General features: G+C 40.4%; 20 protein-coding genes and 1 other annotated feature. Of the genes, 6 read left to right on the top strand and 14 right to left on the bottom strand.

What is annotated here, in order from left to right:
- Positions 1–14: 14 nt before the first annotated feature.
- Positions 15–3,017: a bifunctional diguanylate cyclase/phosphodiesterase gene (locus P3J6_RS03645; RefSeq protein ID WP_198522251.1), complete on the bottom strand. Its 3,003-nt coding sequence runs from the start codon at positions 3,015–3,017 to the stop codon at positions 15–17.
- Positions 3,018–3,212: 195 nt separating this feature from the next.
- Positions 3,213–3,328 (top strand) — a sequence feature (Phe leader region).
- A 43-nt stretch (positions 3,329–3,371) separates the two neighbouring features.
- Here P3J6_RS03645 and P3J6_RS03650 point away from each other — a divergent pair.
- Complete coding sequence (locus P3J6_RS03650; RefSeq protein WP_198522252.1) at positions 3,372–4,529, top strand: chorismate mutase; 1,158 nt, start codon at positions 3,372–3,374, stop codon at positions 4,527–4,529.
- A gap of 54 nt (positions 4,530–4,583) precedes the next feature.
- Here P3J6_RS03650 and tyrA read toward each other — a convergent pair whose 3' ends face one another.
- The 7 genes from tyrA to ffh form a co-directional block, all read right to left on the bottom strand.
- Positions 4,584–5,717, bottom strand: a complete 1,134-nt coding sequence (gene tyrA / locus P3J6_RS03655) for a bifunctional chorismate mutase/prephenate dehydrogenase (protein WP_054202125.1) — start codon at positions 5,715–5,717, stop codon at positions 4,584–4,586.
- 316 nt (positions 5,718–6,033) lie between these two features.
- Positions 6,034–6,903 (bottom strand): MYG1 family protein, encoded by an 870-nt coding sequence (locus tag P3J6_RS03660; protein WP_076921526.1) that lies wholly within the window; start codon positions 6,901–6,903, stop codon positions 6,034–6,036.
- A gap of 191 nt (positions 6,904–7,094) precedes the next feature.
- Positions 7,095–7,454: a 50S ribosomal protein L19 gene (rplS, locus tag P3J6_RS03665; RefSeq protein WP_008114473.1), complete on the bottom strand. Its 360-nt coding sequence runs from the start codon at positions 7,452–7,454 to the stop codon at positions 7,095–7,097.
- 33 nt (positions 7,455–7,487) lie between these two features.
- On the bottom strand, positions 7,488–8,255 hold the full coding sequence (gene trmD / locus P3J6_RS03670; protein WP_013464494.1) for a tRNA (guanosine(37)-N1)-methyltransferase TrmD: 768 nt from the start codon (positions 8,253–8,255) through the stop codon (positions 7,488–7,490).
- Positions 8,255–8,791, bottom strand: a complete 537-nt coding sequence (rimM, locus tag P3J6_RS03675) for a ribosome maturation factor RimM (RefSeq protein ID WP_008114470.1) — start codon at positions 8,789–8,791, stop codon at positions 8,255–8,257. The genes trmD and rimM overlap by 1 nt, the downstream gene beginning before the upstream one ends.
- Positions 8,792–8,808: 17 nt before the next feature.
- Entirely contained in the window at positions 8,809–9,057 is a 249-nt protein-coding gene (gene rpsP / locus P3J6_RS03680; RefSeq protein ID WP_008114468.1) for a 30S ribosomal protein S16, read from the bottom strand.
- 261 nt (positions 9,058–9,318) lie between these two features.
- Positions 9,319–10,698 (bottom strand): signal recognition particle protein, encoded by a 1,380-nt coding sequence (gene ffh, locus P3J6_RS03685; RefSeq protein WP_198522253.1) that lies wholly within the window; start codon positions 10,696–10,698, stop codon positions 9,319–9,321.
- A 223-nt stretch (positions 10,699–10,921) separates the two neighbouring features.
- Here ffh and P3J6_RS03690 point away from each other — a divergent pair, with 223 nt between their 5' ends.
- Both P3J6_RS03690 and P3J6_RS03695 read left to right on the top strand, forming a co-directional pair.
- Positions 10,922–11,728, top strand: a complete 807-nt coding sequence (locus tag P3J6_RS03690) for a cytochrome C assembly family protein (RefSeq protein ID WP_198522254.1) — start codon at positions 10,922–10,924, stop codon at positions 11,726–11,728.
- Positions 11,729–11,789: 61 nt separating this feature from the next.
- On the top strand, positions 11,790–13,058 hold the full coding sequence (locus P3J6_RS03695) for an HlyC/CorC family transporter (protein ID WP_010391300.1): 1,269 nt from the start codon (positions 11,790–11,792) through the stop codon (positions 13,056–13,058).
- Between the two features lie 56 nt (positions 13,059–13,114).
- Here P3J6_RS03695 and P3J6_RS03700 read toward each other — a convergent pair whose 3' ends face one another.
- A complete protein-coding gene (locus tag P3J6_RS03700; protein ID WP_010391298.1) occupies positions 13,115–13,723 on the bottom strand; it encodes a transglycosylase SLT domain-containing protein in 609 nt (202 codons plus the stop codon).
- 436 nt (positions 13,724–14,159) lie between these two features.
- Positions 14,160–15,737 (bottom strand): glutamate--cysteine ligase, encoded by a 1,578-nt coding sequence (gene gshA / locus P3J6_RS03705; protein WP_198522255.1) that lies wholly within the window; start codon positions 15,735–15,737, stop codon positions 14,160–14,162.
- Positions 15,738–16,164: 427 nt separating this feature from the next.
- On the opposite strand from gshA, the gene P3J6_RS03710 reads away from it, so the two are divergent.
- Positions 16,165–17,712 (top strand): methyl-accepting chemotaxis protein, encoded by a 1,548-nt coding sequence (locus P3J6_RS03710; RefSeq protein ID WP_198522256.1) that lies wholly within the window; start codon positions 16,165–16,167, stop codon positions 17,710–17,712.
- A gap of 63 nt (positions 17,713–17,775) precedes the next feature.
- Here P3J6_RS03710 and clpB read toward each other — a convergent pair whose 3' ends face one another.
- The 3 genes from clpB to rluD all read right to left on the bottom strand — a co-directional run bounded on the left by clpB (position 17,776) and on the right by rluD (position 22,160).
- Positions 17,776–20,352 (bottom strand): ATP-dependent chaperone ClpB, encoded by a 2,577-nt coding sequence (gene clpB / locus P3J6_RS03715; protein ID WP_198522257.1) that lies wholly within the window; start codon positions 20,350–20,352, stop codon positions 17,776–17,778.
- A 96-nt stretch (positions 20,353–20,448) separates the two neighbouring features.
- On the bottom strand, positions 20,449–21,180 hold the full coding sequence (gene pgeF, locus P3J6_RS03720) for a peptidoglycan editing factor PgeF (protein ID WP_198522258.1): 732 nt from the start codon (positions 21,178–21,180) through the stop codon (positions 20,449–20,451).
- A gap of 2 nt (positions 21,181–21,182) precedes the next feature.
- Positions 21,183–22,160, bottom strand: coding sequence for a 23S rRNA pseudouridine(1911/1915/1917) synthase RluD (gene rluD / locus P3J6_RS03725; protein WP_008114448.1), 978 nt, complete (start codon positions 22,158–22,160; stop codon positions 21,183–21,185).
- A gap of 141 nt (positions 22,161–22,301) precedes the next feature.
- On the opposite strand from rluD, the gene P3J6_RS03730 reads away from it, so the two are divergent.
- Positions 22,302–23,066 carry an outer membrane protein assembly factor BamD gene (locus tag P3J6_RS03730; RefSeq protein WP_138607642.1) on the top strand — a complete coding sequence of 255 codons (765 nt, stop codon included), beginning with the start codon at positions 22,302–22,304 and terminating at the stop codon, positions 23,064–23,066.
- Positions 23,067–23,123: 57 nt separating this feature from the next.
- On the opposite strand, the gene P3J6_RS03735 is transcribed toward P3J6_RS03730, so the two are convergent.
- On the bottom strand, positions 23,124–23,462 hold the full coding sequence (locus tag P3J6_RS03735) for a P-II family nitrogen regulator (protein WP_008114445.1): 339 nt from the start codon (positions 23,460–23,462) through the stop codon (positions 23,124–23,126).
- A 174-nt stretch (positions 23,463–23,636) separates the two neighbouring features.
- On the opposite strand from P3J6_RS03735, the gene P3J6_RS03740 reads away from it, so the two are divergent.
- Positions 23,637–24,188, top strand: a complete 552-nt coding sequence (locus P3J6_RS03740) for a GspH/FimT family pseudopilin (RefSeq protein ID WP_138607640.1) — start codon at positions 23,637–23,639, stop codon at positions 24,186–24,188.
- The last annotated feature ends 11 nt before the right edge of the window (positions 24,189–24,199 follow it).

A 24,199-nucleotide genomic window follows, 5' to 3' on the forward strand; every position in this document is an offset into this window, starting at 1 on the left:
CCCGCAATTCTTGCTTATTTAATAATTTTTAGCGCTGCTAATTGATCAAATAATGCGGGAATATCATCCTCAGCCACTGGCTTACTAAAATAATAGCCTTGAACAATAAAACAATTATTATTTTGTAAAAACTCAACTTGCTCGATTGTTTCGACCCCTTCGGCAACTACATCAAGCTTCAGCTTTTGTGCCATAGCAATAATGGCCGCAGTGATCTCCATGTCGTTATCATCCTCAGGTATATCTTTGACAAACGAGCGGTCAATTTTAAGAATATCGACAGGGAAACGCTTAAGGTAACTCAGTGAAGAATAACCCGTACCAAAGTCATCAATAGAAATTGAGATACCCAACTTTTTAAGTTGATGTAACTGATCAATAGCTGCTTCAACATTCCCCATCAACATGCTTTCGGTTAATTCAAGATGCAGACTTTTAGCATTAATCTGCGTCTCTATAATTATTTTTTTCAGCATAGGCACTAAGCTTGCGTCTTTAAACTGTCTTGCTGACAGATTGATCGACATATTACTTGCTCTACCTTGTTGTTCTAGTCGCTTCGTAAACTCACACGCTTGTTGTAGCACCCATTTACCGAGCTCTACAATTAAACCCGTTGCCTCAGCTATCGGAATAAACTTAGTTGGAGGAATAAACCCTTGTGTAGGATGGAACCAACGAAGTAATGCTTCATATCCCACCACGCTATTATCGCGACAATCAACTTGTGGCTGGTAATGTAGCGTGAGTTGCTTTTCTTTAATTGCATGACGCAATTCATTTTCTAGGAATAATCGTTCATTAGCTGCCGCATTTAGATCTTGGCTATAAAAATGGAAAGTGTTACGCCCTTTGGCTTTGGCCTCATACATGGCTAAGTCGGCATGCTTTAGTAACTGATCTTCTTCTAGGCTATCAAATGGTGCTAAGGTGATCCCAATACTTGCACTGACAATTACTTCATTGCTGCCAAGTTTTATCGGCTGGTTTAAGGTTTTTTGTATGGTGTCAGCGACTTCAGATGCTTCTTTTTGATGTTCAATACCACTGAGTAAAACAGCAAATTCATCCCCACCTAAACGGGCTATGGTATCTTCTGCTCGTAAGCGCTGTTTTAAGCGTGTTGCCACTTCAACTAACAGCTGATCACCCGCATCATGACCTAAAGTATCGTTAATACGCTTAAATTCATCCAGATCAAAATAAAATAAAGCAAACGAGTAACGCCCTCTCTCAGCAAGCGCCATCGACTTCCTGAGCTGCATTCTAAAGAATGTACGATTAGCAAGCCCGGTTAGTGTGTCAAAGTAAGCGAGCTGTTCCATTTTTCGTTGGCTTTCTTTCACAAACGAAATATCTTGCGCTGATGCCACGTAACTGGTTATTTTACCACCGTCTTCTCGAATAGGTGACACACTAAGCGATACCCATATTGGCGACTTGTTTTGCGCTTCAATAAGCGTATCTCCTCGCCAGTAATTACGATTACGCAAATCAATGTCAATATCCTCTACCAACATGGTCATTTCATTGGCAATAATTGTCAGTAATGGCTGACGCAAGAAATCATTTTCGACAAAATCAGTCATTTCTAACATTTTTGGATTAACGTATTCAATGACAAAATTTTCATCGGTGATCACCACCCCTGTACCCGAGAACGCAACCGCTTTAGACAAGCGATTTGCAGCTTTCTCTGCGATTTCTTTTTCTATTATGCGCTGGTTTAAGCCGTCAATGAGTTTGCGAATTTCAATGGTCATATCTTTGAATGAACCATTAAGCGTACCAATTTCATCTTTATTTTCTTTTGGAAACTCAATCTCTAACTGGCCTTTACCAAAGTTAGTAACTGCATAAACCAATGAATGTAAGCGTCTTAATACCAATTGGTAAAGTGCTTGGTGTAATAATAAAGCGACTAAAATGGCATACAGAATAAATAGGCCAAAAAACTTAAGCTTTAAGTCTTTCAATGCCGATAACGTTGAGGAGCGCTTTTTATATACACCCACATACCAGTTTACACCTTCAACTTTATGGATATTTATAATGTAGTCTTCATCATTTAATGAAAATGAATCGGCATATTCTGGTAATTGTATTTGCCCTGCGTTATCAATAACGCGCTTTAGTTCTGGAGAAATAAAGTCATCAGGTAGTAGCTTTTTGCCTGCCTCTCCGTACTCTTTATAATTTTCAGAGGTTAAGTTCGGATGTGCTAATAGCTGTCCTTGTTTATCAAACACTACTAAGTGTTTTTCCTTTCCACCGACGGGTAATTGCGATATGAGTGAGTTTAGTGAAATATCGCTACCGGTAACCCCTAAAAACTCATCATCTTGATAAATGGGAACAATTAAACTGACTACCCATTTATTCCAAACTTCATCATAGTAAACTTTTGACCATTGAGGCTCTCGTTGTGGGTTAGTTAAAGACTTCGCATAATTGAAGCTATCACTTTGGTTGAATGTATAATTTCCAGGCACATTAAGCGCCCAGTTTGGCGGTGCGACACGAATAAAGTTATCTTCAGTTATAAGATAAAAATTATAGAAATCTTGAATTAACGTAGGAGAAATAACTTTCCAAAGGGATTCAGAATCAGCAATTAGCTGTTTATAAAAAGGAGAATATGCAGTTTGAGGGATAAACGCGGCTGATAGCCCATCCGGTGATGCACTGCGCACTGAGCCATCATTGGTGAGCTGCATTGTCTGTGTAGTATTATTTTTAAAAGACAGTTGGCCCTCAAATAGCTGCTCGCTAACAACAATATTAGCTTGCTCTGCTATTTTAACTTTGGTCGCTATCAAGTTGTTAAACTGGTTTATTAATAATTCATTTGATTGCTTTAATACCTCATGCTCTTCAAAAACAAGCTGTTTTTCTTCTGACTTGAGCATTAATGCAGCCGCGCAAATACCTGCCACTAAACAGATGCCAGAGATCAACAATGATAACTTTACACTGAGTGAGTTTATGCCAAATCGAGATGGAGGGCGTCGATACACAAAAAGCCAACCTTATTTATAATTATTATTTTCGTAAGTAATAGAAATATACCAGAACTTAAATCAGAATTATAAATTATTTATAAACTTTTAAAAAACAACGCCTTTTGTACATATATTAGGTAAAAAATCCACATCAGGTAAGTGCTTGTTGACATTGGGAGTGACACTTCATACATTAAGGGTATGAATATAAATTACTCACACGCCTTTTTTTCTTTTTTTAGCTTCTTTATATAGAAGAGGCTTCCCTGTTTGTGAGATAAAATCAATCGAATAGTAAAGCCTCCCAACTGGGAGGCTTTTTTATTTTCACTGCAAAATCAGTGATATTTTTGGAATGAGGAAAACCAAATGAGCAACGATGTACTTGATACTCTCAGGCACGATATAAATGAAATCGACTCCGATTTACTTGTTTTACTAGCAAAGCGACGCCGCATTAGTCATGGCGTAGTTGAATATAAAATTGCAAATAATAAACCCATTCGTGATGAGGCCCGTGAACTGGCTTTGCTCGAAAAACTTATAGGCTATGGCAAATCGTTAGGGCTTGACGCTTACTACGTTAACAACGTGTTTCAAACGATATTAGAAGACTCAGTATTGCATCAACAAGCCATGCTTCAAAAGAATTTAAACCCCGATGCACTGAGTGAGAGCCATCGCGTAACGTATTTAGGCGGTCAAGGCTCTTATAGTCAGCTTGCATGTCATAAATATTTTAGCCGTCGCCCGGGTAAATTAGTTGAAATTGGTTGTACCTCATTTGAAGAAATCACTGGTAAAGTAGAAAAAGGTCAAGCCGACTTTGGCTTACTGCCTATCGAAAACACTAGCTCAGGTAGTATTAATGAAGTATTTGATTTGCTGCAGCATGCACAGGTCTCTATTGTCGGTGAAGTTACTCATAGCGTTGAGCATTGCTTATTAGCAGCCCCAGGAACTGAGCTGAACCAATTAACTAAAGTCTTTGCACATCCGCAACCCTTTGCCCAGTGTAGCCGTTTTTTACAGGGTCTTGGTGAACTTCAACATGAAACCTGTGATTCGACCTCAAGTGCATTAAGATCAGCTCTTGAAACACCGAACAGCGCAGCAATCGGCTCTGCGCAAGCTGGGAAAAATGTAGGCCTTGAAGTGATCAAGGCGAATCTTGCCAATCAAAAAGAAAATCACAGCCGCTTCATTGTGGTTGCCCGAAAGCCACTGCAAGTATCAACTCAAATCCCTACTAAAACCAGCTTAATTATGTCAACCAAGCAGCAAGCCGGTTCGCTTGCCGATGCGTTGATGATTTTTAAACAGCATAATATTAATTTAGTGAAACTAGAATCTCGACCAACTCCTGGCAACCCGTGGGAAGAAGTGTTTTATGTAGACTTGGAGGCAAACTTAATCGATAACCAAGTGAAGCATGCATTGGAGGAGCTCAAGCAGCACACTCAATATGTTCGTGTACTTGGTTGTTACCAAAGCGAGTCTTTACAAGCTGTGAGCGTAGAAAGCTAACAAAATATTAAAAAAGGGCCTAGCGGCCCTTTTCTTTTCACGGAGCTATTCTTTTTAATCAAGTACTTTCGCATCATTCGCTTTATTTAATAAACTACGGCTTTGGGTTAAAAAGTGCGCCGTTGAATCTGAGAAATAAGATTTTGCATCAGCAAAAGCATCAATTAATGCGGGCTTATCCCCTGCTTTTAGCTTTTCAAGCGTTTGCGAAAACAAAGACTGATACTGCGCCAATAAGCTTTCGACATTGTCAAACTGCGCTAACATAATATCGGTGTATAGCTCTGGCGATTGTGCAAATAAACGGCCAACCATCATTAGCTCTAACTGATATATAGGTGATGAACAACTTCTTAGCTCGGCGAGTGTGTGTCCCTGTTTTGCTAAAAACTGACCGTACACAAAGGTGGTTAAATGACGCATAACCTGAATAATTTGCATTGCTTCGTCATGCTTTTTGGCCTCAAGTTCAACCAACTGACAACCCCATATTTGTAGCTGTTTTAATAACCCTTGTGCCACCTCATGACTACGCCCTTCACACACCACCACGGTTTGTTTCACCCAATGGGAAATATCAGGTCCAAACATTGGATGTAAACCAACAACTGGCCCACTATGTACTTTTTTAAGCACAGCTAATGGTGCTTGTTTAACTGATGTAATATCAACCAGCAAACAATCATCATCAAGCTTTGGAAGCGCGTTAACAACTGTTTCAAGAGCATTTATTGGTACACTGATCATCACCAGTTTTGCACCTTTTAGAATATCCGCTGCCTGTGATTGCTGCGCTTTATCTAAAATTTTGACTTCGTAACCCGAACGCTGAAATTGTTTTGCAAATAACTGCCCCATTGCCCCTTCACCACCAACAATAACAATTGGCGATAATTGTGGGTCGGCACAGGCTAATTTGGCTTGTTGATTTTGATAAGCTTCACGCATCATGCGTCTGAGAATGTCTTCGACTAAATCAGGATTTACACCTTGATTAATAGCCTCTTGACGTCGTGCAGCTAATAAATCTGCTTCTCGATCGGGTGCATGTAATGGCGCGCCAGTTTGTTGTTTTATTGCGCCTATTTGTTGGGTAATACCATTGCGTTTTGCAAGTAAGGCAACCAGTTGCGCGTCGCATTCATCTATACTTGTTCTTAGCTGCGCTAAATCACTTATCTCTGCCACGTTCTCATCCCATCCAAAAAAAGCAAAATCGTAAATTAAAACTTACAAAAAAGTAAACTAATCAATACGATAAATACTAACAGGATACGTTAGGGGTTAAAAGGCAAATTATTGAAAAAATCACTATCAGTTGTTCAACTAAAACCAAGGTGGAAACGGTAGTAAGTAACCTAAACGCTAGATAATAAATCTATCTCAAGCAGCTATTTCAGCGCTAACTACATTGAATTTACGTAGGTTCAGGTTAAGTAGAGAATCTTAAAAAGTGGCTAAAGCCACTTTTATTAAGTAACCGGCGAGCGGTTAAGGAGAACTATTAGTATTCTAATGCCATAGCCGCAAGCGACATAATACTGTCGAATGATTCTGCGCCAGCGATAAATAAGCCATTGTGACAAAACATAGCATCATCGATACCAGTTACCGCTTGAAATTCATCGTCTGATAATCCTGCCCATGGTGCAGGTAATGACTTTCTGTCTTCAAAAGAGCCTAATTCTGCAGGCACCGTTTGCACTATCCACTTGCCAGAATGAGATGGGTAAACGACAAATAATGCCTCATCAGATAAACTATGTACGGTTTTTTTCCACGGAGTATAGCGCTCTAATACGATTAATCGAGGATCATCAGCTTGTTTTATTGCTTGAGCAACAATCTTTTTAGCATTTAAACCACCTCGGGCAGAAGCTACAAAACGAATCAGTAAAGTGTGTGCAAATTCAACCGCTTGATCAAAAGCAGCATCAAAATCACTTTCCTCTTCCCATGTTGGGTTAAACATAGAAATTGTTTGGCTTAAGCTAATGCCTGTAGCAACCCCTTCAACATGACCACAATCAATGGCATCAATAGTTGATACAAGCCCTGCATCCACCGCATTCGCCACATCTTGGTTATCATCACATATTGTTAAGCCATATTTTTTCCACACCAAGCCAAATGACGAAAAAGGAATACCATTTTCACGAGCGCCAGCACCGCCACGCTGATGATGATCAAACCGGTTAGTTTCTGGGTCATATTGACCACCAACATCAATAACCACATCGGCGTCATTAATAATCGCATTATCGCGTGTGCGGATCAGGGTAAAAGAAGGGAAAATAATTTTAAGTGCAGCGATACTAAAAACATCATCTGCGTGAAAATTGCCGTTGTGTGTAACTATCGTTTTATCATTCATTTTTGTACATCATTTTTGCAAGAAGTGAGAAGATATTGTGATTTGAAGTGAACCACACTTTAACGCATGCAGGTTAAGGTGTGTATTGGTTTTTGAATATAGCGATATAAAAACCGCAATAGCATTAAAACCAAAACGGGTTGCAACCCAAAGGTTGCAACCCGTTTTTTTGCGTTGATAAACAGCGCGTATTAGTTAAGTTTTTCTCTAATACGTGCAGATTTACCAGAACGCTCACGTAGATAGTAAAGCTTAGCACGACGAACCGCACCGCGACGCTTAACTGTTACGCTATCAATAAGAGGGCTGTGCGTTTGGAATACACGCTCAACACCTTCACCGTTCGAGATTTTACGAACTGTGAATGCTGAGTGAAGACCACGATTACGCTTAGCGATTACAACACCTTCAAAGGCCTGTAGACGCTCTTTAGCACCTTCTTTTACTTTTACCTGTACAACTACTGTATCACCAGCGCCGAATGCAGGTACGTCTGTTTTAAGCTGCTCTTCTTCAAGCGCTTTAATAATATTTTGGTTTACTTTTGCCATTATGTTTCTCACTTTCCTAGGTGTAACTGTCTTCTAGCCACAAGCTTTTTGGTACTCTTGCTGAAATTTCGCGAGTAATACCGCTTGCTCCTCAGTCAGAGCTAGGTTATGCAACAAGTCAGGACGGCGAAGCCAAGTTCTACCTAATGACTGCATAAGCCGCCATTTTGCTATCTCTTGGTGGTTTCCGCTGAGTAATACAGCAGGCACCTGTTTGTCGTCCAATGTTTCTGGCCGTGTATAGTGAGGACAATCTAGCAAGCCATCCGAAAATGAATCTTGCTCTGCTGACTGGTTGTGTCCTAAAACCCCTGGCACTAATCGCGCTACTGCGTCAATTAATGTCATGGCAGGTAGTTCACCTCCACTCAAAATAAAATCACCAATTGACCATTCTTCGTCAACGTACGATTCTATTATTCTCTCGTCTATACCTTCATAGCGACCGGCAATTAAAATCAGTTTTTCAGAGCTTGCGAGTTCGCTAGCCCCTTGCTGATCTAGTTTGCGCCCTTGTGGCGACATATAAATTACTTTTGCACCATCCCCTGCAGCCTGTTTGGCTTCAAGAATGGCTTGTTTAAGCGGCTCAACCATCATTAACATGCCTGGCCCGCCCCCGTAAGGACGATCATCTACGGTTCTATGCTTATCAGTTGCATAGTCTCGTGGATTCCAGCAGTTAAAGTCGATTAACCCCTTTTTAACAGCGCGACCGGTTACACCTTGCGTTGTAATTGCATCAAACATATCCGGGAAAAGGCTGATAACCCCTACCCACAACGAACTTGTTTGACTCATTAAAAGCTTGGATCCCAATCTACAGTAATTTCTTTCGCATCATATTTAACCTCTTGAATAACTGAATCAGTTAAAAAAGGAATTAAACGTTCTGCTTGGCCAAATGCATCTTTACTGTTTGCTTTCACAACCAGTACGTCATTTGAGCCTGTCTCCATAAGGTCATCAACAATGCCTAAGTTATAACCTTTATCAGTTACAACCGACATGCCAATGAGATCTCGCCAATAGAATTCACCTTGCGGTAATTCTGGTAGCTGCGCTGAATCCACAGAAATTTCAACATTGGTATAAGCCATTGCTTGGTCTCTGTCGTTTACTTGCGCAAACTTAGCGATAAAGCCTTTGTTGTGGCGACGCCAGTCGACCACTTCTAAGGATTGCCATTTACCTTGCTGCCCTATCAACCACGGGCTGAAATCGAAGATCCCTTGGGGATCATCAGTAAATGAATGCACCTTAAGCCAGCCCTTTATACCATATGGGGCGCCGAGCTTTCCTACGACAATTATTGATGAGGTGTTCTCTTGACTCATGGTTACACTTACGCCTATTAAGCCGCTTTACGAGCGTCTTTAACTAATTTAGCTACACGATCTGAAAGACCTGCGCCTTGACCTAACCAGTGCTCAACACGTGGTAAATCTAAACGAAGTTTTTCTTCTTGACCTGAAGCGATTGGGTTAAAGAAACCTACTTTCTCGATGAAGCGACCGTCACGCGAGAAACGGCTATCCGCAACCACAATTTGATAGAAAGGGCGTTTTTTAGCGCCACCACGTTGCAAACGAATAGTTACCATACCGTCCTCTAAATAGATTGACTGTTTTCATTAATAAGATTTACTCCCCAGTATGGGGAGCCGGTGAATTGTACGAGTTTTTAGCAACAATGCAAGTAAGAAGTGATGCAAAAAGGCAGTTTAGTAGATTAAACCGTGATCCAAGAAGAAAAAGCATGTGAACAAGCTATTCTGTGCATAGTTTATTCAACAATAAAGAGGCAATTTGCCTCTTTATTGATTGCTTTTTATCTCGTATCGGAGATATTAAAGGTTAAATTATTAAAATTTCGGGCCACCGCCGCCCATCATTCCCGGTGGTAACATCCCTTTCATGCCACGCATCATTTTTTGCATGCCACCTTTGCCTTTCATTTTTTTCATCATTTTTTGCATTTGGGTAAACTGCTTAAGCAGCTTATTGATCTCTTGTACTTGAGTACCCGACCCCGCTGCAATGCGCTTTTTACGCGAACCTTTAATGATCTCTGGGCGTGCACGCTCTTTTTTAGTCATAGAGCTAATAATTGCTTCCATTTGAATAAAGGTTTTATCGCCCATCTGGCCTTTTACTGCATCTGGAATGTTTTGCATGCCTGGCAGTTTATCAAGCATCGACATCATGCCGCCCATATTTTTCATTTGCTTTAATTGATCAGCAAAATCATCCAGTGTAAAACCATCACCTTTAAATACTTTTTTCGCTACTTTTTCTGCCTGCTCTTTATCTACTTTCATCTCGACTTCTTCGATTAATGAAAGTACATCACCCATGCCTAAGATACGTGAGGCGATACGATCAGGGTGGAAAGGTTCAAGTGCGTCAGTACGCTCACCAACACCCATAAACTTAATAGGTTTCCCGGTAATATGACGAATAGATAACGCAGCACCACCACGGGCATCACCGTCTGTTTTAGTTAAAATCACACCGGTTAAAGGCAATGCTTCGTCAAACGCCTTCGCGGTGTTTGCAGCATCTTGACCTGTCATTGCATCAACAACGAATAAAGTCTCGATTGGATTAATTGCATCATGAAGCGCTTTGATTTCATCCATCATGTCATTATCAACATGCAAGCGACCTGCAGTATCAACTAATACCACATCAATAAATTTCTTTTTCGCGTGAGAAATAGCAGCTTGTGCTATATCAACTGGCTTTTGTGAAATGTCACTTGGGAAAAATTCTACATCTACTTCTGTTGCTAATGTTTCTAACTGCTTAATTGCCGCGGGACGGTAAACATCGGCACTCACTACCAGCACAGATTTTTTCTTGCGCTCTTTTAAAAACTTAGCCAGTTTACCCACACTGGTTGTTTTACCAGCACCTTGAAGACCCGCCATCATCACAACAGCCGGAGGTTGCGCGTTAAGGCTTAGCTCTTCATTAGCTTCACCCATGGCCTTTTCAAGTTCTTCACGAACAATTTTTATAAATACTTGGCCAGGACTTAAGCTTTTAGTAACTTCAATACCAACTGCGCGTTCTTTAACTTGTTTTACAAACTCGCGAACAACAGGCAACGCCACATCGGCTTCTAAAAATGCCATTCGCACTTCACGAAGTGTATCTTTAATGTTGTCTTCAGTTAGGCGGCCACGGCCACTAATATTTTTTAGGGTTTTACCTAATCGTTCTTGGAGGTTCTCAAACATGTAACGGTTCCGAAAAGACGTTGAAATCAACTCTATTAATAAGGTCGATGTTATTAAAATTCAATTAGAAATAGTATACCGTAAATGGTGGCATACAATACAGTGCTGAAATGCTGCTTATTGAGTTTCTTTTTACAGGGTCTATGCATTTGCTTTGCTATAAAATACAATGGCCACATAACGAACACGAATTATTTGACTTCAATTAAGTGGCCAAAGCAAAATGCTGATTATTAGTTTAACTATTATTGCCAGTTTATTTTATGTGTTAGCAACGTCTCACGTGCTTTCGCGATTGTTTCACCGTCAGGGGCCGAGCCAAAAAGTTACTATTATACTCAGTACTGTCGCTATTTTGGCGCACATGCTGCTTTTAGTAAATTCGGTATTTAGGGCTGATGGGCAAGATTTAAGTATTGTTAATGTGGCATTACTGACATGCTGGATTATCGTGCTGTGTGTCACCACTGTTTCTTTGAAGTTTCCCGCAACCTTGTTACTACCTGTTGTTTATGGCTTTGCTGCGCTTTTAACCATTTCTAGCTTATTTATCCCTCATCACGTTTTATTACAAAGTATTAATGTAGAACTAGCACTAGTTGCGCATATATCACTGTCGTTATTGGCTTACTGTATTTTAATTATTGCGACTTTATATGGTGTGCAATTTTATTTTATTGATAAGCGCTTAAAGCGAAAAGACCTAGCAATAGTTCACAGTCACTTACCACCTCTGATGGTTGTAGAGCGTCAACTTTACCAGTTATTAAACTTAGGCACCGTATTATTAAGTGTGGCGCTGATCACTGGTTTTGTATTTCTCGATGGCATGTTTGCCAAAGAGTTTATTCACAAAACAATCTTATCCCTAGTTGCTTGGGCCATTTTTTCCACAATTGCAGTTGGCCATGTCAAACGTGGTTGGCGAGGAAAAGTAGTGGTAGTTAGTATAATGATTGCCGCTTTTACACTCACACTCGCTTATTTTGGTAGCCGTTTTATACAAGAAGTGGTCCTGAATAAGTTTTAACTTGACTCTGAAAGCTCACTCTAGCTTAATACGCATTGGTTTATAAAAAAAGGATCCATCGTTGGACGACATATCGACAAGTACCCTGTTTATCATATTAGGTTTATTGGTGCTTTTTTCTGCTTACTTCTCCGGGTCAGAAACCGGAATCATGTCAATCAACCGTATTCGTTTGCGACACCTCGCTAAAGAGAATCATCGTGCTGCGAAACGCGTTAGTAAATTACTGAGTCGACCAGATAGGTTGATAGGTCTGATCCTAATTGGTAATAACCTTGTTAATATTGCTGCAGCGCAGGTAGCCACCATTATTGGTATTCGCTTGTATGGCGATTTAGGTATTGCCATAGCGACAGGTGCATTAACACTTGTTGTACTAATTTTCGCTGAAGTAACGCCAAAAACACTGGCCGCCCTCTATCCTGAGCGAGTCGCTTTTCCCAGCTCAGTGATACTCAAAGGCTTGTTAAAAATACTCTTCCCGTTTGTGGTTGTTGTTAACTGGATGACCAACGGCATATTGCGCTTATTTGGTATTAGTGCTGCACAAATAGATGAGCACAGCATGAGTAAAGAAGAATTAAAAACCGTGCTTAACGAATCTGGAGCGCTGATCCCGGCGCGCCACCAAAGTATGCTGACCTCAATTTTAGATTTAGAACAGGTTACCGTTGAAGATATTATGATACCCCGCAATGAAATTGTGGCGATTGATATTAACGATGACTGGAAAATAATTAGTAAGCAGCTGACTCATGCTCAACATACTCGCGTGCTTTTATACCGCGACAATATAGATGATGCAGTAGGCTTTATTCACTCTCGTGATGCATTGCGTCTTCTTACTAAAGAGCAATTCGATAAACCTTCGCTACTACGCGCTGTACGTGAAATTTACTTTATTCCTGAGGGAACGTCGCTTAATACTCAACTACTAAAGTTTCAGTTATCAAAAGAACGAATTGGTATTGTTGTTGATGAATATGGCGATATCCAAGGCTTAGTTACCCTAGAAGATATTCTTGAAGAGGTTGTGGGCGATTTCACCACTACTCAAACCCGCACACCAAGTGAAGAAGTAACCACACAGAACGATGGCTCTTACATTGTTGATGGTGGTGCTAACGTCCGCGACTTAAATAAAGAAATGGGCTGGGAATTCCCATTAGATGGCCCTAAAACTTTAAGTGGCCTGATTGTTGAGTATTTGGAAGATATTCCTGATGCTAACTTAAGCATTCGTATTGCGGGTTACCCAGTTGAAGTGCTTGAGATAAAAGAAAATATGATTAAACAAGTTAAAATTCAGCCCAATAAACGTAAAAAATAACCCAATAAAAAAGGAGCCAAATGGCTCCTTTTTTAATTAATCTGGGCTTAGATTAGTTAAAAGAATAAACGCTCTAACCAACCTTTGTCTAAATCATCCTCACAGCGCCTTAGCTGCGCTCCATAACGGCTCGCACGGTGTTTTACTTTATTGGCAACGCTCATTAACCATTTTTTCTTACGATAAGTGCCTCGCTTATAACCGCCCCACCCTTCGTGATAATTTAAATACTGTGCGTAGGCATCCCATTTAGAAACACCATTAACTTTGTGGGTTTTATAAACAAACCACGCCATAAAATCGATCGCATCTTCAAATTCATCTCTATCAGCACCACTATTACCTGTTTCACGAATATAATCAGACCAAGTTGGCGTTTTAGCTTGAGAATAACCATAAGCATCACTTGCGCGTCCAGTTGGTATTATCCATAAAAAGTATTCCATAGGCGGTGCAGCATCATGACGAAAAGAGCTTTCTTGATACATCATGCTCATTAATACGTGTTTGGGAGAGCCCCACTTGTCTTGCGCGTCTTTAGCATCAAAATACCAGTCAGATTTCTCTTCAAAGATTTTACAAATATCTTCTGGTTGCTTTGGTGGTGCAGTGGCACAACCAACTAAAGTAAGCACTAGAGATAAAGTAATAATATTTTTTTTCATTTTTTAAGATCTCACTGAACTTTTTAAAAAAGCGTGGGTCTGAATCTATGAATGCAGCAGTACAGCATTGTTTCATCCCTAAAGAATATTTACGCAGCTACTATGGGCTGCGTTTTTTTTGCCTACGACTTACTTGGGTCTGTTGACCTTTCAAGGTTGAATTTGCAGCAGTCTGTTTGGTATTTAGGCAAGGCAGAGCCTATGTGGTGTGGTTATTCCCCATAAATAGGCGATAACGCAGCATCAATGCCAAACAGGCGCTGCCCTTCGGGTTCTGCCTAGGAGCGATTTGCTCTTTGTTGCTCGGTTTTTACTTATTCTTACATGGATGTAAGCCAGTAGAATAACGCAGGAGCAGTTATCGAGCCCACTAGGTTACAAACCTCGCGCCGCGATTAAACCGCTCCTAGTTTGAACAAATTGTAATCCGCAAAGGTCAACTGACCCTGAAATATGTATCTAAAAATACAGTAAATGATTGATTATCGGCTTGCTCAATTGCTTTTTGAGCTTGGTAAGACTCTGTCGCTTGTTGCTCTAACCACGACTTTGAAAATTCAGTATAACTGGCTATATCATGGCTTTGTTTATACTTTTGAGCAAGTGAGAGTGCATAATGACCATTATCTAGCCCTGATGCTTTTAATTGCTCAACATAACGCCCTGAATAAGTTAATGTAGGATTATGCACCCACGTTGCCATGCGCTTAATAGTGTTTGAGTAATAATCAACCCCGTACGCGCTATCCATCCACTTAGCAACATCAACGAGCTGATTAAATATTTCATCGCCCCATGATTCAAGACTGCGCTGCTCATTATTAAAATTAAGCATTAGGCCTTTTTCTCGGCCTTGGTTTACTACTGTATCAAGATTTTCAGTGCTTCGCGCTTGCTCTTCCCAGTCCATAGGCGCTGAGTCTTTTAATAAACAATAGGTTAAAAATACATCTAAAAAGTGTATTTGCTCTAAATCAATGCCTACTTCACTAAATGGGTTAACATCCAATGCACGAATTTCAATATATTCTATACCCGCTCTTAGTAAAGCATCGGTGGGTGTTTCACCATTTTTAGCATTACGCTTGGGGCGAATTGGCGAGTAAAACTCGTTCTCTATTTGTAGAATATTTTTATTTAATTGCTTTGGCTCTGCACTGGTGTAGTCGTCAATACTGCCATAAATATCTGAAGGCGTATTTATGGCTTTTTTAAGCCCTTCAACATACTCATCTAATGAGTTATACATAACGCGTAATGATGACTGTGCACTGTTGGTATAACCTAAGTTACCTAATCGAAGCGCCGTGCCCACTTCTAAATATAAAGTACCTTTACCCAGCTTTTTAAACGGTAAATCGCTTTTACGCCCCTGCAAAAATGAACTACACAATGCCGGTGACGCACCAAACATATAGCTAATTAACCACAACTCGCGTTTAAAATTGCGAATTAATGCTAAGTACCCATCAGATATAAAGTCTTCAAGCTTCGCACTGCTTTGCTTTTGTGAATGTAGTGACTGCCATAACGTTTCTGGAAAAGAAATATTAAAGTGCACCCCAGCAATCGCTTGCATCATACTACCATAGCGGTTCTTTAAACCTTCGCGATATAAGGTTTTCATTTTACCAACGTTAGAATCGCCAAATTGTGCTAATACAATATCGTCCTGATGATTTATAAAACACGGCATACTAATTGGCCACAGTAGTTCATCGCCCATATGTTCTAGGGTGAACTTTTGTAAATCTTTCAGCTGTTGTAACGTTTGCGTTGATGACTCGCTAACAGGCGTAATAAACTCAAGTAAAGACTCAGAAAAGTCAGTCGTGATATGTCCGTTGGTAAGCGCGCAGCCAACCCCTTTTGGGTGAGCTTGTTTAGAAATAGAACCATCGGGTTTAATTCTTAATGATTCTCTCTCAATACCGCGCATAATACCTTTAATAGCATGCTGATTATCTGCATTAGATAGCGCGTTGAGCGTGTTCTTTAAATTATAAGTTGCCAAAAAAAAGTTTCCTCGAGCCAAGTGGCTTAATCATAAGGTTATGGGGTCTAATTACCTTTACTCAAGATTAAATGAAGAAAAAACTATATGAATTTATTAGATATAGTTTTTAATGAATTTTAAACACGCTTTGTTTCACGCCATAAAAGATAATCTTGCCATTGCCACCAGCAATATACAATTTCTTTTGCATATTATTTGCCACAATACATCGCAACCTCAAGGCATTATTTCTCCCCGTACGAAAGGGTGAATCACTTGCTAAAAGTTTGGCATAACTAAAAAAATCAATTACTCTTAAAATTGATAAAGATCATAAAAACATTAAAAAAAATGCCTTACTACTGCTATTTAAAACTTATCACTAACGTACATTAGTTTTAGTAATTACAATAGACACCCCAATAAAGAATGATAAAGGATTACTATGCGTCGTAATCAAAGCTTAATAGATGAAGAGGTCACTTTTGAAGAACATCAAGAGTTGGTTTCAACGACCGATCTTCGAGGTGTTATTACCTATGCCAATCATGAATTTTGCAGTATTGCTGGCTATGAAATGGATGAACTCATCAATAAAAACCACAATATCGTTCGCCATCCTGATATGCCTAAAGCAGCATTTAAAGAGATGTGGGACACCTTAAAGCAAGGACATTCTTGGCGTGGTGCTGTAAAAAACTTATGTAAAGATGGCCGTTACTATTGGGTTGATGCATTTGTAACACCTATTTTTGAACATGGCCAATTGATTGGTTATCAGTCTGTGCGTGTAAAACTCTCGCAACATGCAAAACGCAGAGCGCAGAAGCTGTATGCCAAAATTAACGCTAATAAGTCACTATTTAGCTGGCGTGAGCACACCTCACTCAGACAGAGCTTGAGCATAGCCGGTGTTTTAGTTTGGTTAGCTAATGTCGCTATTTGGGGGTCAATCGCAATTGCAGCGGTTAACTTGGTGGTGTGTATTATCATTTTAGCTTTAAATTATGATGAGCTAATAGCAACACCTGCAACTCTAAAGCAGCAAAAAAGCCAGGCAGATTCGGTGTCTCGTTATGTATTTAGTGGTTCACACCCTCACAGTATTAGTGATTACCGAGAGCAAATGCTTTGCGCTAAGTTAAAAACGGTACTCGGTCGTGTTAAAGACTCAACCTTGAGTTTTAATACCATTGCCCAAGGCTTAGATCAGCAATCTACGCTGACCGAACAAGGTATTTCTTCTCAGGGAACCCAGCTTGAGCAAATAGCCACAGCAATGTCACAAATGAGCACCACCATTGGTGAAATTTCTAATAATACCAATGATACCGCAGATAAAGTGGGGATCACCTATCAAAGCTGCTCTGATATAAAAAGTCATATTGCCGATAACAGCAAAATGGTATCTGACTTAGCCATGCAAGTTGAGCAAGCGGCAACCACAGCCACAGGGCTGGCCTCTGAAGCTGATAAAATTGGTCAGGTAATGAGTGAAATAGAAGGTATTGCAGAGCAAACTAATTTGTTAGCACTGAACGCCGCGATTGAAGCTGCCCGTGCTGGTGAGCATGGTCGAGGTTTTGCGGTGGTGGCTGATGAAGTACGCGCATTATCTTCACGTACTCAAAACGCCACAGCACAAATTCATAGCTCCATTAAAGAGATTCAAGACACCTTGTTCAGCTGGTCTAAAATCATGCAGAGCACAAAACAACAAGCCGATGACTGTGTGAACACCACAGGGCAAACACAACAAGAGCTAGATAGTATTTTCATTCAAATTAGTGAAATTTCACAACTTGCTACCGACATCTCAGCCGCCGCAGAGCAACAACAAGTGGTAAGTCGAGATATTGGCTGCAATGTTGAAAAAATTAAAGGCTTGGGGGATGACAATTTACAGCTCAGTTATAGCGTAGCGCATGGCGCTGCTGAATTGGTCGAAGGCTCACGAAAAGTAAATGATTTACTGCTTACCTTTAAAGTTTAATCCACCCACTTGAATCAAAAACAAAAAAGCCGCTGTTTTCAGCGGCTTTTTACTGTGCTCAGATTATCGGCTAGTAAACTCTAAGCCCTCACTACTTGCATCAATAACAATGATGCAGCCTGGTTGAAAATCATTATTAAGCAGCTTTTGTGCTAACGGATTTTCAATGGTTTGTTGTATTGCACGCTTAAGTGGGCGAGCGCCATAAACCGGATCAAAACCACTGGCAGCAATCCGCTCAAGCGCAGCATCCGTCAATTCAAGTAAATAGCCCATCTCAGTTAATCGTTCACGCAATTTACTTAACTGTATATCTGCGATTTCTTTAATATGACTATGTGCAAGTGAGTGGAACACTACTGTTTCATCAATACGGTTAATAAATTCAGGCCTGAACTCATTATGCAGTACACCCATTACCTTTGCTTTAAGCTCGTCATAGTCATTACTTCCCGATTGCTCTTGGATAATGTCTGAACCTAAGTTAGAGGTCATAATGATAACCGTATTTTTAAAATCAACAGTACGTCCTTGACCATCAGTTAAACGACCATCATCAAGAACTTGTAATAAAATATTAAACACATCTGGATGCGCTTTTTCTATTTCATCAAGCAAGATAACCGAATACGGTTTACGACGAACGGCTTCCGTTAAGTAGCCCCCTTCTTCGTAACCTACATAACCAGGAGGTGCACCAACTAAACGCGCCACTGAGTGTTTTTCCATAAACTCAGACATATCGATGCGTACCATGGCACTTTCAGTGTCAAACATATAGCCAGCCAACGCTTTTGTTAGCTCTGTTTTACCCACCCCTGTTGGCCCTAAGAATAGAAATGAGCCAATAGGACGATTCGGATCAGCAAGCCCTGCACGCGAACGACGGATGGCATTAGCCACAGCAACCACCGCTTCATCTTGCCCTATCACTTTATTGTGCAACTGCTCTTCCATTTGCAATAGTTTTTCACGCTCACCTTGAAGCATACGTGCCACCGGAATGCCGGTCCAACGTGATAAAATTTCGGCTATTTCGTCTTCGCCCACTTGGTTTTTAAGTAAGCTCATTTCTTGCATTTCGGCTTGCGATGCTAAATCAAGCTTACGCTCAAGCTCGGGTATACGGCCATATTGCAGCTCTGACATACGCTGTAAATCGCTTGCTCTGCGTGCCACTTCTAAATCAAGTCGTGCTTGTTCAAGTTCGGCTTTAATGACTTGCGTACCTTGCAAAGACGCTTTTTCGGCATTCCATACTTCATCGAGCTCACGGTATTGCACTTCAAGCTCAGTGATCAGCTCAACCATTTCTGCACGGCGCTTTTGACTCGCCTCGTCTTTTTCTTTAGCCAGGGCGTTATCTTCAATTTTTAATTGAATGATACGACGCTCTAACTTATCTAAGGCTTCAGGTTTTGAATCAATTTGCAGTCGAATAGAAGAGCCTGCTTCGTCAATTAAATCAATTGCTTTATCAGGTAATTGGCGATCACTAATATAGCGATGTGATAACTGCGCTGCAGCAACAATTGCCGGATCGGTGATTTCCACTGAGTGATGTAATTCGTAACGCTCTTTTAGACCACGTAATATAGCGATAGTATCTTCAACCGATGGCTCTTCAATTAATACCTTTTGGAAACGGCGCTCAAGTGCAGCATCTTTTTCAATGTATTTACGATATTCATCTAAGGTCGTTGCACCTACACAATGGAGTTCCCCACGTGCTAATGCAGGTTTTAACATGTTACCCGCATCCATAGCGCCATCACTTTTACCAGCGCCAACAATGGTATGAATTTCATCAATAAACAAAATCACTTGGCCTTCTTCTTTGGCCAATTCATTTAAAACTGATTTTAAACGCTCTTCAAATTCACCTCGGTATTTGGCCCCAGCAACCAACGCGCCTAAATCAAGCGAGAGTACGCGCTTATTTTTTAAGCCCTCTGGCACTTCCCCATTAATAATACGTTGCGCAAGCCCTTCGGCAATCGCGGTTTTACCCACCCCTGGCTCACCAATTAACACAGGATTGTTTTTAGTGCGGCGTTGTAATACTTGGATGGTGCGACGAATTTCATCATCACGGCCGATTACAGGGTCAAGCTTACCTTGCTCTGCCCGCTCAGTTAAATCAATAGTATATTTTTCAAGTGCCTGGCGAGTTTCTTCAGCGTTAGGATCATCAACCTTTTGACCACCACGAATTACTTCTATGGCAGTTTCAACTTTGTTAGCGGTGATGTTAAGTGCCTTAAATACACTCCCAAGCGGCCCTTTATCTTCACAAGCAACTAATACAAACAGTTCGCTTGAGATATATTTATCTTTGCGTTTTTGAGAGTGCTTGTCGCACAGATTAATAAGTGAAACCATGTTGTTTGACAATTGCACATCGCCACCAACACCTTCTACTTTAAATAATTTTTCTATCTCTTGAGATAGTTTAGTATTGAGCTCATCCACGCTAATGCCCATTTGTGCAAATAAGGCGCGCACACTTGAACCACTTTGCTTTAATAAAGCATACATAAGGTGAACGGGTTCAATAAATTGATGATCGCGACCTAGCGCTAATGATTGCGCATCTGAAAGCGCAGACTGAAATTTACTTGTAAATCTATCTAAACGCATGAGGGTTTGCCTATAAAAAAACGAATTACTTTATAAATGGGTATGTTAGCGGATTTGTTCAAGGTATTGAGGGAAAAATAATCACTTAATAGTAATTTACTTGCGCCAAATCAAACTTGCCATACGACCGGTTTGCCCATCTCGTCGATAAGAGAAAAACTGATTATTTTGAGAAAAAGTACAGTATTCACCACCACTAATATTCACAACACCCAGTTGATTTAGCAAAATACGCGCAATTTGATAAATATCAGCTAAATATTTCTCGTTATCTTGAGATTTAAACGCGTCGTGCAAAGCTGGATTATTGGCTGTAAATATTGCAACAACCTCTTGACCGACTTCAAATCGGTTAGCTCCTATTGCAGGACCTAACCACGCATGTAAATTCGCTGGCTCATGTTTAAAACAGCTAACTGTATTATTAATAATTCCTTGCACTAATCCTCGCCAACCTGCGTGAATTGCAGCCACTTCTTGGCCATCGCTTGAGGTAAGTAAAATAGGTAAACAGTCAGCGGTCATTATAGCTAAAGGTTGATTGCGTAACTGCGTGTAAAGCGCATCCCCCGTCAGTATGTGATTAGCGTCAAACGCTTCATCCACTAAAATTACATCAGCGCTATGAACCTGATTTAACCAAACAGCAGGATTAGGTATGTAACTATTTACATGCGCTCGATTGGTTAATACATCTTGGCTGTTATCACCTACATGTAACCCTAAATTCAAACTATCAAATGGAGGCTTTGACACACCTCCATCCCGTGTAGTACTCAATGTGCCTACACCCTGAATAGGTTGCCATGTAGCTGATAAGCCAGACATAATTAACTAGCTATATCTGGATTTGCTTTTGTATCTTCGCGCAGTGCTTGTGTCATCTGGACCATATCATCAGGAATAGGTGCTTGCCAGGTCATCATTTCACCAGTAATTGGATGAGCAATGCTTAATTTTACAGCATGCAGCGCTTGACGCTTAAAGCTACGCAGTAACTCAAACAGCTCAGGGGTTGCTCCTTTTGGTGGACGAGGACGGCCGCCATAAGATTGATCGCCAATTAGTGGGTGGTTTAAGTAAGCCATATGCACGCGAATTTGGTGTGTACGTCCGGTCTCAAGGCGTAAACGCAAACGAGTATGAGCTCGGAACTTTTCTGCCACACGGTAATGCGTAATCGCTGGTTTACCCATTTCATGAACAGCCATGTGCGTACGTTGAGTTGGATGACGACCAATCGCTTTTTCAACCATACCACCGGCGGTCATAGTACCATTGCATAACGCTTCATATTCACGTGTGAAATTTTCGCGCTTTTGTAAGGCTTTCACCAGGTGAGTTTGTGCTTGAATCGTTTTCGCGACAACCATTAAACCTGTGGTGTCTTTATCTAGGCGATGCACTATACCCGCTCGTGGTACGTTAATAATTTCTGGGAAGTGATGAAGTAATGCATTTAACACAGTACCGTCAGGGTTACCTGCACCAGGATGAACCACTAATCCCATTGGTTTATTGATAACTAAAATATCATCGTCTTCATAAACGATGTTTAATTTGATATCTTGTGCTTCGTATTCACGAGGTGCTTCTATTGTTGTTTCAACAGCCACAACTTCACCACCGAGTAATTTTTCACGCGGGGTGTTGAAAATTTCGCCGTCAACGGTGATTTTATCATCTAAAATCCACGTTTTTATCCGTGATCGTGAATAATCAGGGAACAATTGTGCTAATACTTGGTCTAGACGTTTACCACCTAAGTCTGTTGGGACCTCGGCTTGGAGAGATATTTGCTCTGACATTAGTAACTTTACCCAATTTACCAGTGCAAGCTTTGCTTGACTGGGTTAGAATCGCTTTTAATAAAAGCATAACATAATACGCATAGTTTACTCGGTTTTACCCACTTGGCCTAGCCGAAGACATCGAAGGTAACAAATAAAATGATAAATAAAATAGGGAAACGTGCATTCGCCATTGTTTTTTCAGTTTCAGTGCTTAGTTTAGGGGCTTGTTCGTCTGCACCTGACCAAGAAGACATTCAACGAGTACCAAACAGATCAGCACAAGCACTATATGAAGATGCAAAACAAACGCTTGATTCTGGTTTATACGCACGTGCAATTGAACTGTTAGCGGCAATTGATTCTCGCTACCCGTTTGGCCCGTTTTCAAAACAAGTACAAATGGATTTAGTGTACGCACATTACCAATCAGGTAATACAGAGCAGGCACTTGCTACCATTGACCGTTTTATTCGCTTAAACCCAAACCACAAAGATTTAGATTACATGTACTACATGCGTGGCTTGGTTAATATTAAAGCGGATAAAAATGCTTTCCAAGAGTACTTTGGTGTAGATAGAGCCGACAGAGACGCTAAACGTACCCGTGTAGCTTATACCGATCTATCAACCTTAGTTAAACGTTTTCCAGAAAGTGACTATGCGCCAGAAGCAAAACGTCGTTTAGTTTGGCTATTAAACCGCATGGCACGTTACGAGCTAAAAGTTGCGACTTACTACTACGAACGTGAAGCCTATTTAGCAGCTGCGAATCGCGGTAAGTTTGTGGTAGAGCACTACTCACAAAGTAGCTACTTGGATGCGGCACTAGCCATGATGGAAAAAAGCTACGATAAGCTTGGATTGACTGAATTAAGTGAGAATGCAGCGCAAACGCGCAAATTTAACAGTAGAAATAAATAATACGAAAAAGGCGCTACTTTCAAATAAAAGTAGCGCCTTTTTTACTCAAGACTACGATTATATCGCGTCTTCATCTTCTTCTGCAGTACGAATACGAACAACACGCTCTACCTCAGTGACAAATATTTTACCATCACCAATTTTGCCTGTCTGTGCGGTTTTAACAATCACATCAATAGCGCGTTCAACATCTTCATCACCAAGCACAATATCTAACTTTACCTTTGGTAAGAAATCAACCATATACTCTGCGCCACGGTATAGCTCGGTGTGACCTTTTTGACGACCAAACCCTTTGACTTCACTTACTGTCATACCCGTAATGCCAACATCAGATAGTGCTTCGCGCACATCATCGAGCTTAAACGGTTTAATGATTGCTTCTATTTTTTTCATATTAGTTACTTTTGAAAGCCTCAGTTGCCTCGATTTTAGACAATCATGAGGTTCATAGCAAACAAAGTGATTGAATAGCACAGGTGAAAAATAATCATGGTATGATTATTTTAATAAAAATAACTATACTAGGGTCTGTTGACCTTTCAACATCACCGAGTTAATGAGATTTATATGAAAACCAAGCATACAGGATTTACTCTATTAGAGTTAATGGTTACCGTTGCTATTGTTGCAATAATAGCAAGTATTGCAATATGGAATAGTAGCGATATGCTGGAAGAAAATCGAGGCGAAAACTTTTTATTGGAGCTTAAGCGTAATATTAGTTTTGCGCGCTCACAAGCAGCTAGTACTGATGAGATTGTGGTTATTTGTGCAGCTCAGCATTCGGAGGTTAAAAACAATGATGATAGTATGCAATGCCGAGCAAGGTGGGATCGTAATAAAGTTATTATAACCTTTATTGATGCAAATAATGATGGTCAATATAATTCTTCCTCTGACAGCTTAATTCGCGTCATGGAAAAAATTAGCCTTAATGATAAGGTAACATTCACAGCTGGAGATAGACGGATACGGTTTAACACCAGCGGTCGTATCACCACTAAACCTGGAAATTTTATTTTTTGCCCTAATGGTACTAATGAAAATAATAAAGGGTTAACACTGTCTCAATCAGGAACTGCTTTTTATATAGGTGACACAACTCAAACCTGCAGCTAAAAGCCATTTCA

This window comes from Pseudoalteromonas sp. 3J6, from assembly GCF_903995135.1.
Taxonomy (GTDB): Bacteria; Pseudomonadota; Gammaproteobacteria; order Enterobacterales; family Alteromonadaceae; genus Pseudoalteromonas.

Coding starts and splice junctions, on each gene's coding strand:
- rplS (WP_008114473.1), bottom strand. CDS start 7,454: ATGGCAAAAGTAAACCAAAATATTATTAAAGCGCTTGAAGAAGAGCAG.
- P3J6_RS03710 (WP_198522256.1), top strand. CDS start 16,165: ATGCGTCGTAATCAAAGCTTAATAGATGAAGAGGTCACTTTTGAAGAA.
- P3J6_RS03690 (WP_198522254.1), top strand. CDS start 10,922: ATGCTGATTATTAGTTTAACTATTATTGCCAGTTTATTTTATGTGTTA.
- ffh (WP_198522253.1), bottom strand. CDS start 10,698: ATGTTTGAGAACCTCCAAGAACGATTAGGTAAAACCCTAAAAAATATT.
- P3J6_RS03700 (WP_010391298.1), bottom strand. CDS start 13,723: ATGAAAAAAAATATTATTACTTTATCTCTAGTGCTTACTTTAGTTGGT.
- clpB (WP_198522257.1), bottom strand. CDS start 20,352: ATGCGTTTAGATAGATTTACAAGTAAATTTCAGTCTGCGCTTTCAGAT.
- P3J6_RS03740 (WP_138607640.1), top strand. CDS start 23,637: ATGAAAACCAAGCATACAGGATTTACTCTATTAGAGTTAATGGTTACC.
- rpsP (WP_008114468.1), bottom strand. CDS start 9,057: ATGGTAACTATTCGTTTGCAACGTGGTGGCGCTAAAAAACGCCCTTTC.
- P3J6_RS03660 (WP_076921526.1), bottom strand. CDS start 6,903: ATGAATGATAAAACGATAGTTACACACAACGGCAATTTTCACGCAGAT.
- pgeF (WP_198522258.1), bottom strand. CDS start 21,180: ATGTCTGGCTTATCAGCTACATGGCAACCTATTCAGGGTGTAGGCACA.
- rimM (WP_008114470.1), bottom strand. CDS start 8,791: ATGAGTCAAGAGAACACCTCATCAATAATTGTCGTAGGAAAGCTCGGC.
- P3J6_RS03735 (WP_008114445.1), bottom strand. CDS start 23,462: ATGAAAAAAATAGAAGCAATCATTAAACCGTTTAAGCTCGATGATGTG.
- trmD (WP_013464494.1), bottom strand. CDS start 8,255: ATGAGTCAAACAAGTTCGTTGTGGGTAGGGGTTATCAGCCTTTTCCCG.
- P3J6_RS03730 (WP_138607642.1), top strand. CDS start 22,302: ATGATAAATAAAATAGGGAAACGTGCATTCGCCATTGTTTTTTCAGTT.
- P3J6_RS03650 (WP_198522252.1), top strand. CDS start 3,372: ATGAGCAACGATGTACTTGATACTCTCAGGCACGATATAAATGAAATC.
- rluD (WP_008114448.1), bottom strand. CDS start 22,160: ATGTCAGAGCAAATATCTCTCCAAGCCGAGGTCCCAACAGACTTAGGT.